22 protein-coding genes and 1 pseudogene are annotated in these 16495 nt (G+C 53.8%); 22 read left to right on the top strand and 1 reads right to left on the bottom strand.

Going from position 1 to position 16495, the window contains the following annotated elements; genetic code table 11:
* Window positions 1–29: 29 nt before the first annotated feature.
* From ACMHLI_RS12545 to ACMHLI_RS12480, 14 genes and pseudogenes are all read left to right on the top strand, one after another.
* On the top strand, window positions 30–356 hold the full coding sequence (locus ACMHLI_RS12545; RefSeq protein WP_413529765.1) for a DUF2190 family protein: 327 nt from the start codon (window positions 30–32) through the stop codon (window positions 354–356).
* Complete coding sequence (locus ACMHLI_RS12540; RefSeq protein WP_112166085.1) at window positions 349–624, top strand: DNA breaking-rejoining protein; 276 nt, start codon at window positions 349–351, stop codon at window positions 622–624. The genes ACMHLI_RS12545 and ACMHLI_RS12540 overlap by 8 nt, the downstream gene beginning before the upstream one ends.
* Before the next feature lie 10 nt (window positions 625–634).
* Complete coding sequence (locus tag ACMHLI_RS12535) at window positions 635–1189, top strand: phage tail protein (protein ID WP_413529764.1); 555 nt, start codon at window positions 635–637, stop codon at window positions 1187–1189.
* A complete protein-coding gene (locus ACMHLI_RS12530) occupies window positions 1186–1590 on the top strand; it encodes a phage minor tail U family protein (RefSeq protein ID WP_413529763.1) in 405 nt (134 codons plus the stop codon). Before ACMHLI_RS12535 ends, ACMHLI_RS12530 begins: the two co-directional genes overlap by 4 nt.
* Window positions 1591–1597: 7 nt before the next feature.
* On the top strand, window positions 1598–2335 hold the full coding sequence (locus ACMHLI_RS12525) for a phage tail protein (RefSeq protein ID WP_217149451.1): 738 nt from the start codon (window positions 1598–1600) through the stop codon (window positions 2333–2335).
* A 10-nt stretch (window positions 2336–2345) separates the two neighbouring features.
* Window positions 2346–2753 (top strand): phage tail assembly chaperone G, encoded by a 408-nt coding sequence (gpG, locus tag ACMHLI_RS12520; protein ID WP_413529762.1) that lies wholly within the window; start codon window positions 2346–2348, stop codon window positions 2751–2753.
* Window positions 2754–2773: 20 nt separating this feature from the next.
* Entirely contained in the window at window positions 2774–3088 is a 315-nt protein-coding gene (locus tag ACMHLI_RS12515) for a phage tail assembly protein T (protein WP_112166094.1), read from the top strand.
* A pseudogene (locus tag ACMHLI_RS12510) lies at window positions 3069–3932 on the top strand (phage tail length tape measure family protein); the annotation flags it as partial. The gene ACMHLI_RS12515 and the pseudogene ACMHLI_RS12510, both read left to right, overlap by 20 nt.
* Before the next feature lie 87 nt (window positions 3933–4019).
* The gene (locus ACMHLI_RS12505) at window positions 4020–5756 is read left to right on the top strand and encodes a phage tail tape measure protein (protein WP_413529856.1); all 1737 of its coding nucleotides are present in this window, start codon (window positions 4020–4022) and stop codon (window positions 5754–5756) included.
* Window positions 5757–5792: 36 nt separating this feature from the next.
* Window positions 5793–6134: a phage tail protein gene (locus tag ACMHLI_RS12500; protein WP_413529761.1), complete on the top strand. Its 342-nt coding sequence runs from the start codon at window positions 5793–5795 to the stop codon at window positions 6132–6134.
* Window positions 6135–6291: 157 nt separating this feature from the next.
* Entirely contained in the window at window positions 6292–7029 is a 738-nt protein-coding gene (locus ACMHLI_RS12495; RefSeq protein WP_413529760.1) for a phage minor tail protein L, read from the top strand.
* Between the two features lie 2 nt (window positions 7030–7031).
* Entirely contained in the window at window positions 7032–7751 is a 720-nt protein-coding gene (locus tag ACMHLI_RS12490) for a C40 family peptidase (protein ID WP_413529759.1), read from the top strand.
* A complete protein-coding gene (locus ACMHLI_RS12485) occupies window positions 7744–8370 on the top strand; it encodes a tail assembly protein (protein ID WP_413529758.1) in 627 nt (208 codons plus the stop codon). The genes ACMHLI_RS12490 and ACMHLI_RS12485 overlap by 8 nt, the downstream gene beginning before the upstream one ends.
* 31 nt (window positions 8371–8401) lie before the next feature.
* Window positions 8402–8560 carry a hypothetical protein gene (locus tag ACMHLI_RS12480; RefSeq protein ID WP_413529757.1) on the top strand — a complete coding sequence of 53 codons (159 nt, stop codon included), beginning with the start codon at window positions 8402–8404 and terminating at the stop codon, window positions 8558–8560.
* Here the strand turns inward: ACMHLI_RS12480 and ACMHLI_RS12475 are convergent.
* Window positions 8541–8777 (bottom strand): hypothetical protein, encoded by a 237-nt coding sequence (locus ACMHLI_RS12475; protein WP_413529756.1) that lies wholly within the window; start codon window positions 8775–8777, stop codon window positions 8541–8543. The two genes, ACMHLI_RS12480 and ACMHLI_RS12475, sit on opposite strands and share 20 nt — an antisense overlap.
* 174 nt (window positions 8778–8951) lie before the next feature.
* Between ACMHLI_RS12475 and ACMHLI_RS12470 the strand changes: the two genes are divergently transcribed.
* The 8 genes from ACMHLI_RS12470 (at window position 8952) to ACMHLI_RS12435 (ending at window position 15715) form a co-directional block, all read left to right on the top strand.
* Complete coding sequence (locus tag ACMHLI_RS12470; protein ID WP_413529755.1) at window positions 8952–12152, top strand: host specificity protein J; 3201 nt, start codon at window positions 8952–8954, stop codon at window positions 12150–12152.
* A 156-nt stretch (window positions 12153–12308) separates the two neighbouring features.
* Complete coding sequence (locus ACMHLI_RS12465; RefSeq protein WP_413529754.1) at window positions 12309–12467, top strand: hypothetical protein; 159 nt, start codon at window positions 12309–12311, stop codon at window positions 12465–12467.
* A gap of 1 nt (window position 12468) precedes the next feature.
* Window positions 12469–13143 carry a hypothetical protein gene (locus tag ACMHLI_RS12460; protein WP_413529753.1) on the top strand — a complete coding sequence of 225 codons (675 nt, stop codon included), beginning with the start codon at window positions 12469–12471 and terminating at the stop codon, window positions 13141–13143.
* A gap of 124 nt (window positions 13144–13267) precedes the next feature.
* On the top strand, window positions 13268–13504 hold the full coding sequence (cor, locus tag ACMHLI_RS12455; RefSeq protein ID WP_413529752.1) for a phage exclusion lipoprotein Cor: 237 nt from the start codon (window positions 13268–13270) through the stop codon (window positions 13502–13504).
* A 58-nt stretch (window positions 13505–13562) separates the two neighbouring features.
* Window positions 13563–14723, top strand: coding sequence for a tail fiber domain-containing protein (locus ACMHLI_RS12450; protein WP_413529751.1), 1161 nt, complete (start codon window positions 13563–13565; stop codon window positions 14721–14723).
* Between the two features lie 81 nt (window positions 14724–14804).
* Window positions 14805–15074, top strand: coding sequence for a hypothetical protein (locus ACMHLI_RS12445; protein ID WP_413529750.1), 270 nt, complete (start codon window positions 14805–14807; stop codon window positions 15072–15074).
* A 9-nt stretch (window positions 15075–15083) separates the two neighbouring features.
* On the top strand, window positions 15084–15467 hold the full coding sequence (locus ACMHLI_RS12440) for a DNA repair protein (protein WP_413529749.1): 384 nt from the start codon (window positions 15084–15086) through the stop codon (window positions 15465–15467).
* A gap of 53 nt (window positions 15468–15520) precedes the next feature.
* Window positions 15521–15715: a hypothetical protein gene (locus ACMHLI_RS12435; RefSeq protein ID WP_213050555.1), complete on the top strand. Its 195-nt coding sequence runs from the start codon at window positions 15521–15523 to the stop codon at window positions 15713–15715.
* The last annotated feature ends 780 nt before the right edge of the window (window positions 15716–16495 follow it).

Below are 16495 nucleotides of genomic sequence, written 5' to 3'. Positions count from 1 at the left end.
CCCCTTCGCGGGGCGTATGGAGCTTTGTTATGGCTAAGAATTTTGTGCAGGAAGGGCAGACCATTTCCATTACCAATACCGGTCAGGCGGTGATTGAGAGCGGCGCCCCCGTGGTGCTGGGTTCCCTGCTCGTTGTCTCACTGGTGGATATTGCCCCGAATGAAACCGGTACGGGCATGGCGGAAGGGGTATTCCTGCTGCCGAAAGTCTCCGCCGACGCCATTCCGGCGGGGACAAAAGTGTATATCGCGGACGGTGAAATCCAGCTGGCGGCGGCGGATGCCGTGGCGGCTGGGATCGCGTGGGAACAGGCCGGTGCAGGTTCGACCGTCGTTGAAGTCAAACTCAATGCCTAACCCGTTCGATGCGCTGGCGGCGCGGATGGATGCCACCACCGTCGCGCGCTTTGGGCGAGACGTGGTGATTAACGGCGCCGTGCTTACCGGCGTTGAAAGCCACTTTTTGCCCGAAATGGGGCCGGTCAGCGGTGACGGCCTGTCCGTGGTGATTTTTTCTGCCGCTTACCGGCCTCACCGTAACGATCAGGTGATGTATCAGGGCGAAAGTTACATCGTCACCCGCCATCAGGTGTTTAACGGAAAGCCGCAAATCTGGCTGGAATAAAGGGGAGCACATGACCATCAAAGGGCTTGAACAGGCGATCAGTAATCTGAACAACATCAGTAAGACCGCCGTTCCCCGCGCCTCGGCGCAGGCCGTGAACCGGGTGGCGGGGCGGGCGATCAGCCGGAGCAGTTCGTCGGTATCGAAGGAAACGAAGGTGCCGAGAAAGCTGGTCATGCAGCGCGCAAAGCTGAAAAAGGCCACGATGAACCGACCGGTCGCCACGTTAAAAATCAACCGGGGCAACTTGCCCGCCATCAAGCTCGGGGTCGCGCAAATGCGTATCTCCCGGCGTAAGGGCAACGTGCGCGGGCAGGGCAGCGTGCTGAAAATCGGGCGCTTTACGTTCCGCGACGCCTTTATTCAGCAGCTTGCCAACGGACGCTGGCACGTTCTCCAGCGCTCGGGGAAAAGCCGGTACCCGATAGACGTGGTGAAAATCCCCCTGACGACGCCGCTGACCAACGCCTATACGGTGGAGACAAACCGCCTGATGCAAAGCGATATGCCCAAAGAGATGGCGGCGGCCCTGAAAAATCAACTGAGGCTTATCGTTAAACGATGATAAAGCACCCCAACATCCGCAACGCCGTGCTGGACGCGCTTAAGCTTTCGGTGACCGCCCCCTCCGTGACCTGGTATGACGGTCGCCCGAGCTTTTTGACCGCCGAAGACCTGCCCGCCGTCGCCGTCTATCTTTCGGGCGCTGAACCTACCGGGGAAACCCTCGATGAAGACGAATGGCGGGCAACGCTTCACGTCGAGGTTTTTCTCAAGGCGGTGAGCCCCGACACCGAGCTCGACCGGTGGATGGAGCAGCATATTTATCCGGTGGTAGGCGACATCCCGGCACTTTCAGACCTTATCGAAAACATCACGCCAGAGGGCTACGACTACCAGCGCGATGATGAAATGTCGACGTGGGGATCTGCTGACCTGCGTTACACCCTGACTTACTTAATGTGAGGAATCTATGACCACACAACTCGAACCGACCAAAGGCGCGGGCACCACGCTTTGGATTTACACCGGCAGCGGCGATCCCTATGCCAATCCGTTATCGGATCAGGACTGGACGCGGCTGGCGAAAATCAAGGAACTGACGCCGGGTGAAATGACGGCGGAATCCTACGATGACACCTATCTCGATGATGCCGACGCCGACTGGAACGGCACCGCGCAGGGGGCTAAATCGTCGGGTGACACCTCCTTTACGCTGGCCTGGAAGCCGGGCGAAAGCGGCCAGCAGGATCTGGTTAACTGGTTCTACGACGGCGCGGTGCGCGGGTACAAAATCCGTTACCCCAACACCGCCGTGGACGTTTTCCGGGGCTGGATCAGCAGCCTGGGCAAAGCGGTACCGGTAAAAGAGGTGATCACCCGCACGGTGAAAATCACCAACACCGGCAAGCCGGCGCTGGCGGAGAGCAATCAGGCCGCCGCGGTTCCGGTTTCGGGCGTCACCGTCACCCCGTCCGCCGCGAGCGTCGTGGTCGGGCAGAACAGCGTCATCGGCGTCACGGTGTTGCCTGACGGCGCGACCAACGGTTCTTTCAGCGCGGCGTCATCTGACCCTTCCGTTGCCACCATCACCGTCTCCGGCAAAAACGTGACGGCCAAAGGCGTCAAAGCGGGCACGGCGCAAATCATCATCATGACCAATGAGGGTCAGAAAGTGGCCATCTGTAACCTGACCGTCACGGCGGCCTAACGGAGCGAGCATGTTTTTAAAGTCTGAACTGTTTGAGTTTAACGGGGCGAAAACCACGCTGTATGAGCTCTCGGCGCTGCAGCGCGTTGAGTTGCTGCATTATCTGGCGGCGCAGGAAAAGGCCCTGCCGAAAGATGAGCCTGATGATCAGACTCTGGCGTCCGCGCTGGTCGAGCTCAATATCCGCGCCGGCGCGATGATCATTGCTATGTCGCTCTGGCACAGTGAGTCGCCAAAGCCGGATATTCACGACCTGCAGCAGCAGGTCATGAGCACCTGGCCGGTCGAGGCCATCGGCAAAGCGGATACGCAGGTCAAAATCCTGTCCGGCATGCTGAACCCGGAGCAGGGCGAGGTCACCACGGAAGCTGCGCCCTCAGAGTTGGTCGCTGAAGAGGAGACGGCGGAAAAGCGCTAACCCGTGAAAAGGGCTTTGTTATGCAGCTGGCGCGCGAGTTGAGACGACCCAACTGGCGCACCATGCTTTCAAACATGTCCTCCAGCGAGCTCGAGGAGTGGCATCAGTTCTATCAGACCCATTACTTCGAAGAGGCGTTACTTGATGCCCATTTTGCCTCGCTTAGCCTCCATATTTTATCGCTGGTGTGCGGGGAAACAGAACTGACCGCGGGCCATTTTAGCCTGCTTAAACCCAAGGTCGTGGAAGAAAATCACGAACCTGATGATGAACAACTAATGGCGATCGCAGAAAGCCTGCCAGGAGGAGTGCGCTATGGCCCAGCCAGTGGGTGATCTGGTCGTTAATCTTGACGTTGACGCCGCGAAATTCAATGAACAACTCGGCTACGTGCGTAAGCAGTTTACCGGGCTGAGCGCCGCCGCCGTTGAGACGTCTGCACAGGTTCAGCAGTCCTTCTCCCGTCAGGAGCTGGTGGCAAAACGGGTGGGGATATCCGTGGGGCAGTACAACAACGCCCTGCGCAACCTCCCCGCACAGTTTACCGATATCGCGACCCAGCTCGCCGGTGGGCAAAGCCCCTTCCTTATCATGCTCCAGCAGGGCGGGCAGGTTAAAGACTCCTTCGGCGGCGTATCGAACCTCTTCCGTGCGATCCAGGCCGCGCTCTTTGGCGTCAGTGATTCGGCTGAAAAGTCTGAAGATTCGTTATCTGAGAATGCCAATGCGCTGGCGGAGAACGCCGAAAATCTGGGGAAGGTGCGTGGCCTGCTCACGCCGGCTACCCTGGGCTTTGTGGCGCTGGCCGTTGCCGTGGTGGCCGTGGCCTATTCGTTTGTAAAGGGTCAGGGGGTGCTCAGCGAATTTAACAAATCGCTGGTGATGACCGGTGACCGCTCGGGGCAGACTGCCAACAACCTGCTGGTAATGGCCGAGGCGATTGCGCAGGGCGGCGACTCCTTTACCGCCGGTACCGCGGCGCTCAATGCGTTAGTCAAAGCGGGGGCCAATCTCGGGGAAAACTTCCTGGGCGTGGCCACCTCCATTTCTACCCTGTCCGACGCCACCGGCACCAAAGTTGAGGATCTGGCGGCGGCGTTTGGCCGCATTACCTCAGATCCGCAAAGCGGGCTGCGGGCGATGGCCGAGCAATATGGTCATGTTACCGCCCAGCAGCTGGACTACGTGAAAAGCCTGCAGGACTCCGGCAAGTACACCGAGGCGCTTAACTACGCCAACACAGCCGCCGCCGCCGGCTTCAAGGACATGGCCGGGAACATTAAAGAGAACATGGGCGCGCTGGAAACCGCGGCGGACTACGTCGGCGACTCTTTCAAATCCATGTGGAACCGCCTGCTGGATATTGGCCGGGCGGACTCGCTTCAGAAACAGCTCGCGGACGCCACGGACAGGCTGTATGAGCTGGACAAAGGGCTGAGAAACACCGCCGCGCAGGGGCAGCAGCGGTTTGGGCTGGAAACCGCCCGCGATCAGGCACGTCAGATGGTCTCCTCCCTGACCGAGCAGCTTCATGCCGAGCAGCGAAAAACCGACGAAAAACAGAAACAGTCAAACCTTGAGCGCAGCTCGCTTCAGAATCAGCAGCACTTCCAGTCGATTTCTGACGCGGGTCAGAGCAAGGAAGAGCAAAGAACGCAGGAGTACCAGCGTCTTAATCAGTACATTGCCGAACGCCGCCGGCTTAATCAGGCGCTGAGCGACGATGAAATTGCCCAGATTAAAAAGGGTATTGAAGAGAAATATAAAGACCCGAAAACGCCCAAAGCGAAGGCGATCACCACCTCGGCGGGGGACAAGGCGACGGATAATGCGCAGGGTGAGCTGATGACCCTGCAGGCCCAGCTCAAAGTCCTTCAGCAGCACACCAGCGTGAACGACGTTATCAGCCAGCAGCGCAAAGACCTGTGGCAGACGGAGAATCAGTACACAGTGCTGGAGCAGGCGGCCAGCACCCGCCAGCTGTCCGCGCAGGAAAAATCCCTGCTGGCGCATAAAGAAGAAACGCTGGAGTACAAACGGCAGCTGGCGGCGATAGGGGATAAAGTCGCGGCCCAGCAGCGCCTGAATGCGCTCTCCGATCAGGCGGATAAGTTTGCGCTGCAGCAGTCGGCAAAGCGCGCTGCGCTGGATGCTCAGGCGGATGGCGTTTCATCAAAACAGGCGGAAAGAGCCGCGACGCTGCAGCGTCTGCAGGAAACCTATGCATTCAATCCGGACGCTCAGAAAAGGGTATTGCAGGAGCAGCAGGCAACGTATGCGGCAGAGGACGCGCTGCGGTCGAACTGGGTGGCGGGCGCGAAACAGGGCTGGGCCGAATACGCCGAATCTGCAACCGATGTATTCACTTCGGTGCAACAGGTGGCGCAGGCGGGATTCAACGGCCTTGCTGACAGCCTGACAAGCCTGACGACCACCGGTAAAGCCAGCTTTAAAGAGTTTAGTGTCTCTATTTTAAAAATGATCGGTCAGGTCATCAGCCGGTTAATCGTGGCCTATACCGTCCAGACCGCGCTGGGGTGGATCAGCAGCAGCGCGTCATCTTCATCCTCAAACACATCCTTCTCATCAGGGGCCTACAGTAATTTGCAGCTGGCTTATAACGGCGGCTATATCCGCGAGTTTGACGTGGGCGGCTACACCGGGCACGGCGGTAAGTATGAGCCCAAAGGCATCGTTCACGGCGGGGAGTTCGTTTTCACCAAGGAGGCGACCAGCCGTTTGGGCGTGGCTAATCTTTATCGCCTGATGAAGGGCTATGCCACGGGTGGGTATGTGGGAACCGGCGGGGCGGCGGGCAGGTTCGGCGCGACCGATATCAGCGTTTACGCCCCGGTGACCATCGGCGAGCAGTCTTCATCGAATGACGTCAGCAGCAGCGATACGGCAAACACCGCCAAACAGCTGCAGGGCATTGTTCAGCAGACAATATCGGACAGGCTCAGGAAGGAAATGGCTCCCGGCGGCCTGCTGTATAAAAAATAATTCCGCATGACGCATTCTGTAATTTTGGGAGAAGTGATGCCTACAGACACCTTTACCTGGCGAACGCAGAAAAGCGCCCAGGGTACCGACACGGTCAGAACGCTACAAGCGCAGTTCGGCGACGGCTACAAGCAGGTTGCCGCCAGCGGCATCAATGCCAAAGCTGAAACGTGGAACCTGAGCTGGACGGGTAAAAAATCGGAGGCGTCGTCGATCCGTCAATTTCTTCTGAGCCACGTGATTTCATCCTTCTGGTGGACGACTCCGTGGGGAGAGCGGCTCCTCTGGCGGGTAAAGTCTGATTCAGTGTCGGTCAGCTTTCCCGCGGGAGACAAGGCGACGCTGAGTTTCACTTTCGAGCAGGCGTTTGCGCCTTAATATCATCACTACTATCTGAGGCCGCCTTCCGGCGGCTTTTTTAATCTATTCGTCACTGGTTCATAACGCGCTTTGAACCACTCATAACGCGCTTTGAACCACTCATAACGCGCTGAGGCTGTATTACAACACGATGTGTTAACTATCAGGAGAGCTCATGAGCTTTACACAGGACGTGCAGTCGCTTGAACCGGGGCAGTTGATCCAGCTGATTGAAATCGACGGGACGGCGTTTGGCTTCGACACCGTGCTGCGCTTTCATGCGCATAACATAGACTCCGCGGGCTGGAAGTCTTTCGCCGCCGACAACCTGCCGTCAATCGTTTGGCAGGGTAATGAATACGATCCGCACCCCTATGAGTTAACCGGTCTGGAGCTATCCAGCACGGGGTCGCAGCCAACGCCAACGCTTTCGGTGGGTAACGTGGGAAACTACGTCACGGCGCTGTGCCTGCAGTACGACGACATGGTGAAAGCAAAAGTTAAAGTGCACACCACGCTGGCCAAATATCTTGATGCCGCGAACTGGACGGCGGGAAACCCGACGGCCAGCTCGATTGATGAACGCGTGCAGCTCTACTACATCAACGCCAAAAAAGCCGAGACGCGGATTCAGGTCGACTTCGAGCTGTGTTCTCCCTTCGACGTTCAAAGCCTGCAGCTGCCGACTCGCCAGATAACCCCGGTGTGCACCTGGTGCATGCGTGGATGGTATCGAACGGGGACCGGCTGCGATTACAACGGTACTAACTATTTCTTGAAAGACGGCACGCCGACGAGTAATCCCGCGCTGGATGTGTGCGGCGGCCGGATGTCGGATTGCAAGTTGCGGTTGGGCACCGAAAATCCGCTACCTTTCGGCGGCTTTCCGGCGGCTAACCTGCAGGGGAAATAATCATGCGAAAAAAACTTCTCAGCGAAATCCGGGCGCACGTGGCCGCCGAGTATCCGAACGAGGCCTGTGGGCTGATCGTCGAAACCGGCACCGGCCAGCGTTTTATTCCCTGTCGTAACATCGCCGAAAACGCAGCTGAAACCTTCACGCTGTCGCCGGATGATTATCTGGCGGCGACCGAGGTCGGGGACGTCATCATGGTGATCCACTCCCACCCCGATGTGGTGCAGCTGGTGCCGTCAGAAATGGACCGCATCCAGTGTGACCACTCCGGCGTGGAGTGGGGGATCATGTCGTGGCCGGACGGTGACTTTTGTACGCTGTCACCGCGCGGCGATCGCGAGCTTGCTGGCCGCCGCTGGGTGTTGGGCCATGCTGACTGCTGGTCACTCATCATGGACTACTACCGGATGGAGCACGGCATTGCCGTAAATAATTACTCGGTTGACCGTGAGTGGTGGGTCGACGGGAAAGAAAATCTCTATGACGATAACTGGCAGGCTGAAGGGTTCGTTGAGATTGATGCCAGCAGCATGCAGCCGGGTGACATGATCATGATGCGCGTTCAGGCGCCGGTGACCAATCACGCGGCGATTTATCTCGGTGATAACATCATGGTTCACCACATGTTTGGCAACCTATCTGCCCGCGTTCCATACGGCAAATATTACCGAGATCGGACGGTTCGCGTCGTCCGTCGCAAGGAGTTAGCTGATGCTTAAAACCATGACGCTCAAAGGCGCAATCGGAAAGAAATTCGGCAGGGTTCACCGGTTTCACGTGGCGGACATCAACGAGTTTTTGCGCGCGATGTGCTCGCAGGTGAAGGGGTTCAAAAAGTACGTTTCAAACGCCCATCTCAATGGGGTGAAGTTCGCTTTTTACAGCGGCAAGAACAACATCTCGCTTGAGGAGTTCGACATGTCCTCGGCGGCGACCGAGTACACCATGGTGCCGGTGATTGAAGGGGCGAAGCGAGCGGGGACACTCCAGATCGTGATCGGCGCTGTTGCCCTGGTGGCCGCCTTCTTTACGGCTGGCGCTTCCTTCGCTGCATGGGCGTCCGCAGCCGGATACAGTGCGGCAGCAGTAGCCGGCACAACAACCGCGTTGGTGGGTATTGGTCTTAGTATGACCATCGGCGGCGTGGTGCAGATGCTCACGCCACAGCCCAGTTTTAACGTCGGGGCATCGTCTGACGCCGACAACAAAGCCAACTACGCCTTCGGCGCGCCGGTGAATACGGTGGCAATGGGATACCCCGTTCCGCTGCTTTACGGCCAGCGTGAAATCGGCGGCGCAATCATCAGCGCGGGGATTTTCTCCAGCGATCAGCAGTAATTTAATTAACGCCGAAAGGCAGGAGTGAGTGATGAAGAATAAAAAACGCACAAAGTTGATGAAAAAAGCAGATTTTTATAAAAAAAAGCAGCCTTCAGAAAAGACCGCTTGTAAATTAGAAGTGAGAAATGGCGTTATTACTCAGTATGCTGATGATGGATCTATTAGGGTCACCTTAGGGCCACTTTGATAAATTTCGCCATTCTTGCAATTTCAGTGCTGCATGTTGCATCTGTGTTAAATAAATATGCGTGATCTAATTTTTTTAGCAGATCTTCCTTCTTTGCTGGGTCTCCATCTGCAATTGCAGCCCCTAATGCTGCTAACACGGCCAATACAGCATGTGCAGTTTCCTCTGGGTTAACAGGGGTATCAGTGTTGGCCGCTTCGAAATTATAGTTGCCCATCTTATTTCCTTACCCAGAGTTAATCAGCCATCCCTCCAGTGAATGACGGTCATGCTCCAATCATGACCGGGCTGAATACTCACCATATATCTAACTGTAAATCGGTAACATCCTGATATTCGATCAGTTATCCATCAATAGCCGCCGCAGTGCGGCCTTTTTTATGGGCGTCATATGCAATTACTTCAAGGCGAAACTATTATTCGGGGCGCTAAAGGCGGCGGCGGCAGTGCCCATACGCCGGTCGAGCAGGCCGATGATCTGTTATCCGAAGCGAAACTTAAGATTGTGCTAGCGCTCTCCGAGGGCGAGATTCAGGGTGACCTGGTCGCGCAGCAAATCTTCCTCAACGATACCCCGCTGGCGAATGATGACGGCACCTATAATTTCACCGGCGTGAAGTGGGATTACCGTAAAGGCACACAGGATCAGACCTACCTGCAGGGTATGCCTGAAATTGATAACGAATCCTCGGTGGGCATCGAGGTAAAAGCCTCCACGCCGTGGACCCGGCAATTCTCAAATCTCACGCTCGATGCTGTCCGGATCAAGCTGAGCCTGCCGATTCAGTACCAGTACAAAGACAACGGCGACATGGTCGGCACGGTCACGGAATATGCCATCGACCTTTCTACCGACGGCGCGCCGTATAAAACGGTCGTCAACGGTAAGTTTGACGGAAAAACAACATCAGAATATCAGCGTGACCATCGCATCGATCTGCCTGACTCGGCGTCAGGCTGGACAATCCGAGTGCGCCGCATCACTCCAGATTCAACCTCAACCAAGCTGATTAACGCCTTCAAGGTGTTTTCTTTTGCTGAAGTGATCGACAGTAAGTTGCGCTATCCGAATACCGCGCTGCTTTATGTCGAGCTCGACTCCAGCCAGTTTAACGGCAGCGTGCCGAAAACCACCTGCAAGCCAAAGGGCAAACTGATCCGCGTACCGACCACCTATGATCCGGTGACCAGAACCTACAGCGGCACGTGGGCGGGTGATTTCAAAATTGCCTACAGCAATAACCCCGCGTGGATTTTTTACGACCTGGTGCTCGATGAAATTTACGGCATGGGCAACCGCGTTGACGCAACCATGATTGACAAATGGGAGCTGTACAGCATCGCGCAATACTGCGACGCGGCAGTGTCAGACGGCGCCGGAGGCACAGAGCCACGCTTTACCTGCAACGTGTTCATCCAGAGCCAGCAGGACGCCTACACCGTGTTGCGGGATCTGGCCGCCATCTTCCGCGGCATTACCTTCTGGGGGAACGACCAGATTTACGTGCGCGCCGACGTCCCGCAGGATGACGTGGATTTTACCTACCACAGTTCGAACGTAATCGAAGGCATGTTTACGTATGCCGGTGGCTCCTATAAAAACCGCTTTTCTTCCTGCCAGGTCAGTTGGTCAGATCCAATAAATCACTATTCAGACACCATCGAAAGTGTTTATGAGCCTGACCTTGTCGCCCGATATAACTGGAATGAAACCCAGCTGACCGCGATAGGTTGCACCTCACAAAGTGAAGCGCATCGCCGCGGGCGGTGGGTGATCCTGTCCAATGCGAAAGACGGCACTGTGTCCTTTGGCGTTGGGCTGGACGGTTACATTCCCATGCCGGCAGAAATTATTGGCATCGCTGACCCGTTCAGAGCCGGGAAAGCCAACGGCGGACGCATCAGTGCGGTTAACGGCAACAACATTACCGTTGACCGGGTAGCGGACTACGGCATCGGCGCCCGTCTGGTAGTGAATTTGCCCGATGGAACAGCGCAGACGCGGACGATCAGCGGCGTCAGCGCCGATAAGAAAACGTTCACGGTTGCCACCGCATATCGCATGACGCCGGTGAGCGGCGCCGTGTGGGCCATCGACAGCGATAACTTAGCGATTCAATACTTTCGTATCACGTCAATATCTTCGAACGACGACGGTACGTTCACGGTTGCGGGCGTGCAGCACGACCCGAATAAATACCGTTACATCGATGATGGGGTGAAAATCGATTCAGCACCGATCACTGTGACGCCAACCAACGTGATGAAGGCACCGGCAAATATCGTTGTCACAGAAGTTGACCATATCGCGCAGGGGCTTACCGTCGCAACGCTGCAGGCGTCCTGGGACAAAGTGGAAGGGGCGATCAATTACACCGCGCAGTGGCGCAAAGACAACGGCGACTGGGTTAACGTAGGTAAGACCAGCGCGCAGGGTTTTACCGTTCAGGGAATTTATGCGGGCGTGTACGACGTGCGCGTCCGGGCGATCAACGCCGTCGATGTGTCCTCTCCGTGGGGATACGCTGATTCGACTACGCTGAACGGCAAAGTGGGTAAACCCGGCACGCCGACAAATCTGCTCGCCAGCGACAACGTCGTCTGGAATATCAACGTGACCTGGGCATTTCCTGCAGGCAGCGGCGACACTGCATATACCGAGATTCAGGTGACCACCACTGCTGACGGCCAAAATCCGCAGTTTCTCGCGAGCGTTCCATACCCTGGGGTGAGTTATCAGCATGGACCAATGCCTGCCGGTGTAAGGCGATGGTACCGTGCAAGATTGGTGGACAGGATTGGTAATACTGGAGACTGGACGGAATTTGTTGGAGGCGCTTCTAATGTGGATGCGATTGCACTTCTCGGTGATATCACAGAGCAGGTCCTTCAAACTGATGCAGGAAAGCAACTGATATCAAAGGTTGATACCAATATCGATGCGATGCTGCAAAACGCACTTAACCTGAACGCTACCGTTGACCATCAGATGGCCGAGGATGGCAAAAACAGGGCTGACATTCTCACGGTAAGGCAGACTATTGCGGATAATGACAAAGCCTATGCTCAGCAGTTTGAGCAGGTTCAGGCGAAAGTCGATAATAACACTGCAGTCGTTCAGCAAACTTCCACCGCTCTTGCCGAAACGAACGGCAAACTCTCCGCCCAGTACTCCGTGAAAGTTGCTGTTGACAGCAATGGCAGACAGTATGCGGCTGGGATGGGGATCGGGGTTGAGAATTCACCCGCGGGTATGCAGACGCAAGTTCTTTTTCTGGCAGACAGATTTGCAGTGATGAGTCAGGTCGGAGCAACCCCGAAAACGTTCTTTGCGATCCAAAACGGTCAAACCATTATTAATCAGGCATTCATTGGTGAAGCGACTATAACGAGCGCGATGATTGCGGCCTATATCGAATCCACAAATTATATCGCAGGTGTATCGGGCTGGCGTTTGGATAAGGGAGGCACCTGGGTAAACTACGGTTCTGGGTCCGGTGGCAAGATGAAAACCACCAACACAACAATCAGCGTTGCTGATGCTAACGGTGTGTTGCGTGTGCAGATTGGTGAGCTGACGGGGGTCTTCTAATTGGCGAGCTTTGGTATTCAAACGTGGAGTGTTTCTGGAACCCCAAATAATACGGGGTTGGTAAAAATCCTGATACTGGGCTCAGTCTACCTCTCAAAAGACCAGGTATCGGGGGCATGGTCGTATGCGGTTCCGTCAGGTTATAAGGTTGCCGCGATGCAGTCTCCGATTATGGGGGCAGAGCTTTCATCCGCCCGGCGCAAAATCTCCACGACAACTACCGGCGTCTCGCTTTCGAGCGCCGGTGCAGATTATTCAACCGGTACATTCACGGCAGCTGAGGGTTGGCTGATCGTCTATTTAGTGAAGCAATGACATGGCAAATTACGGGGCATTATTGGTCGATGAGTACGGCATTCCGTTCTCAACACCAGACACGACGCCAATGAGTCTGGTCTCAAAGAATGTGTACAACTTTGGTGGAAGCGGAGGTGATATTAATTTGGCTGTATCCGTGTCCAGCCCCTTTGTTGTCGCCTTCAAGTCCGATGTAACCGGTGTTTATGGAAGGCTGAGTAATAATAGTGGTGTATACACACTCACGGTAGGCAGGCTTGCTGGCGGCAGTGTCGGGAACGTCACCGTTTATATTTTTGGTATCGTCATCCCTCAGCCCAAACCGGCATGGGGGATTGCGATAAACAATGCTCAGGGACAGTGCATCTTGACCAATGAAACCAAAGTCATGAATCCGCCCATTGCTGTTGGAACGCCGGGTAACCCGGCAAATCTCGGATACAACATCGATACCACACTCAGCGGAAATTACGCAGTAATGCCGCAGATGACGGGCTTGATGGTAGGCGTCATTCATTCTGGGGGCGCAACGCGCCCTTTCCAGTCACCCATTCAGACCTATGCGTACTTCAACGGATCAACCACGCGAATATCCTCTACACAGACAGTCAGTCCGGGAGGTGATCAGCTCGAGAATGTTGGCTATGCAAACTCAAACGATTTGATATACGCGCTCGATGTATCTGCTTACTAATCAATGAATTGTGATAAACGATCGTTTTCAACGATCAATTTCAAGTAATTGATCTATTAAACCAATTATCCCGTCATAAATATCGTTGTTATCGTTCTGGTATCAATATTCAAGGGACAGAAAAATGACAAAAATTATGATGGCAATTGGTCTGGCGGTTTTGGTCTCCGGGTGCTCAGGCATCCTTGATAAGCAGCAAGCCGTCTGTAGTGGTACGGCACTCATCGGCGGGCAAGAAACGCCGGTGCAGATTTATGGTGTGCGTAAGGTCGCGAATCAAACTCAGTATCAGGCGGGCGATCCGTTCGGCTGGCGCTGGGTCAGTAAAACTAATTTCATCCGCACAACGTGCGATAAATGATGTAACCCTAATCATCCAAAACCCGCTCCGGCGGGTTTTTTTATGCCTGGAGCAAAACATGTCGGCAGGAACCATCGCATTAACCAATAACTCTGCAACCGTGTCGGGTACCGGAACCGTGTTTACCACCGACTTAAAAGCAAACGACTTTATCGTCGTTATTGTCGGCGGTGTGACTTATACCTTGGGGGTCAAGGCAACAGCATCAGCAACATCATTAACGTTAATCACCCCATATGGCGGACCAACCGCCACTGGGAACGCATGGACTGCCGTACCTAATGCGACACTGGTTGGCATTACCGCGCAGGTTGCCGCCGATGTGGCGAAGGCTATCCGGGGATTAAATCTGGATAAGGCCAATTGGCAGCAGGTGTTCAGTGGCACGGGTAACATCACTGTTACTCTTCCCGACGGCTCAACTTATCCAGGACCTTCGTGGAAGTACCTTTCCGATAACATGGCAACGAAAGTATCTGGTGCGGTACCGATTTTACAAGGTGGAACAGGTGGAACAACAGATGCTGCCGCCAGAACAGCGCTTAAAGTTCCAGCATTAACAAGTAATACATTCACCGACGTTCAAACAATGCCAGGCATCGAGATAAAAGGTGCAGCTACCCCATTTATAGACTTCCACTTTCAGAACGACCCTTCCGATTACACAGGAAGGATTGCTATGTTTGAAGCAGGCTATATTGGTATTTTGGGCGTCCCACTCGATGCAATGAACAATATTCGCTGTAGGAGAGGGGCGAGCGGGGCCGTATCATCGAATTCTTATAATTTTTATTGGAATGACACAAGCCTTGAGGCATGGATCCAACAAACACGAGTTGGCAATGTTCAGATGCAATCAACTTCAGATATCCAGTTAAAAAACCTAAAAGAATATGTAACGGACAGTGTTTCTGCTCTTCAGGAAGTGATGATGTGGCGGCCCGCGACTTTCAATTATAAAAAGCGCGGCGTCCTGCCCGAATCAGAAGAGATGCTTGGATTTATCGCAAATGACCTAATTGTTGCATCACCGGAATGTGTAAAGGGCGAAGGGTTGAAGGATGGATGGGATGAAGAGAATCCAACAGACCCTTATTATCTTGATGAAACGGCGATGATTGCAAAGTTGACGGGTGCTATTCAAGCTCAACAGAATCAAATCGAAGATTTACAAAAACAGATAGCAGCTTTTGTCGGTAGCTCAGAACCCACCATATAATTTCTTCCCTTGCCGATCAGCGGCATAACAGAAATGTCACTGATCGGACTTTCCTCCTCATGTTACTCATGATTATACTGTATGTATGAACAGTATTTTTGTGAGGTGCTTATGCCCAAATATTCCGATATCAAGGGTGCATTTATTCGAAGCGTCACGCAGGATCCCAAGAAAGGACAGGTTGTCACAACGGAACGATTTGTTGCTGAGTTGGCGAAGGTAAACCACTTCTGGTCACTGCAAGAAGCGAACGAATGGATAGCGCACTATCAGGGGTTCTTTCGCGATTACTCTGATCAAGAGGGCGAGAGTAAGCGCTATTTTCTGAAAAACATGGGCTACGTAAAGTAAGGAGGAACTATGGGATTTCCATCACCTGCAAGCGATTACGTTGAATCGCGAATCGACCTGAACAAAGTCTGTAACTGCACCGGCCCGGCATCTCGCCTGTACATCGCCGAGCGGTACCACGGCAAGCATATCAACTCCGGCACGATGCTGCTGATAGACCCCGCTATCAAACCGGTCGACGGAAATCTGCTGCTGGCGCAAATCAACGGCGAGATGGATGTGTGGCGTCTGGTGACGATCCTGCGCCGTGGTCTGGAGTCACTGGCCGATAAGGACGTGTTCATTGAGTTCGGCGATTCGTTCACTGATGACGAGCTGGTGATCGAGGGGGTGGTGACGCATATCATCTACGATGCCAGGAACGACGTGTTCGATGATACGCCGTGCATTTGAAGGTTTATGCAAATCTGTGTGCTAATCTCAGTGAAAAACTACTTGAGGTTGATATGCAAACTGAAGAAGAGAATTTATTAGTCAGAAGAGAGATTGGCGATGCAGTGTTGGCTGTGCTTGAGCAGGGAAAAGTAGTAAGTGTTGAGAGCATCATTACATATCTTGAAAGACAACATCATGAAGTGACCCATCTGCAATACAAGAACAGATATAGGCATGCAGTAGATTTACTGATAAAGAGCTCATAAAAAAAGCCCGCGACAGGCGGGCAATAAACATCAGTTTTTACATTGGAAATTTGTTCGGGTAGAACGTGATGAGCATAGCGTGGTAATCATTATCCAATCTATAGGATAACTACCTATAAGTGGCTGTGTTCGCTCAATGAGGAAGTGTTAGGGCGTAAAAAAGCCCTCGCGAACGAAGGCCAGTGAATTATCACAAAATTTAGTTTCGGAACGAGAGTGATGCTCCCGAAAGCATAATAGTAGCTCTTGAAAATTTGGCTTATGAAATATGGTTTAGTAATTAAAGAAATTTTCCCGTTTTTGAATAGCAAAAAAAGCCCGCGTTAACGACGGGCAAAAATCAAAGTTATCAACCTTACTTGCACTTCATGACGGTAGTCATAACGTCCGTTTCAAATATTAGCCTAGCTTTAGAAATTCGCCATTTTCGGGCAAAAAAGAACCCGCCTCTAGGGGCGGGCTTTTGTAAGGGTATGAATGATTTGCCTTAACAGGCGCGCTGATCTTTTGTCAGCTGAGTTAAGGGTAGTCTGCGGTGCGCTGATTGCCAGATTTAAATAAAAAAAGCCCGAGTTAACGTCGGGCTATCAGTAGGTAGGTATCCATGGCCTTGGCAGGCTTGCTGATCTTGTGTCAGCTGGTATGAGAATAGTGCAGGGCGGCGATTTTTCCAGATTACAGGCACAAAAAACCCGCCTACAGGGGCGGCTCTCCTTCGTACCATAAACAGGAGTCAGCCTGTTCTTAACTTAAGTGTAGGTCAGAGGGAATAGATACATC

This window comes from Rahnella inusitata, from assembly GCF_965118895.1.
Taxonomy (GTDB): Bacteria; Pseudomonadota; Gammaproteobacteria; order Enterobacterales; family Enterobacteriaceae; genus Rahnella; species Rahnella inusitata_A.
Note: the sequence above shows the minus strand (reverse complement) of the source record. Positions and strands in the feature narration are given on the sequence as shown.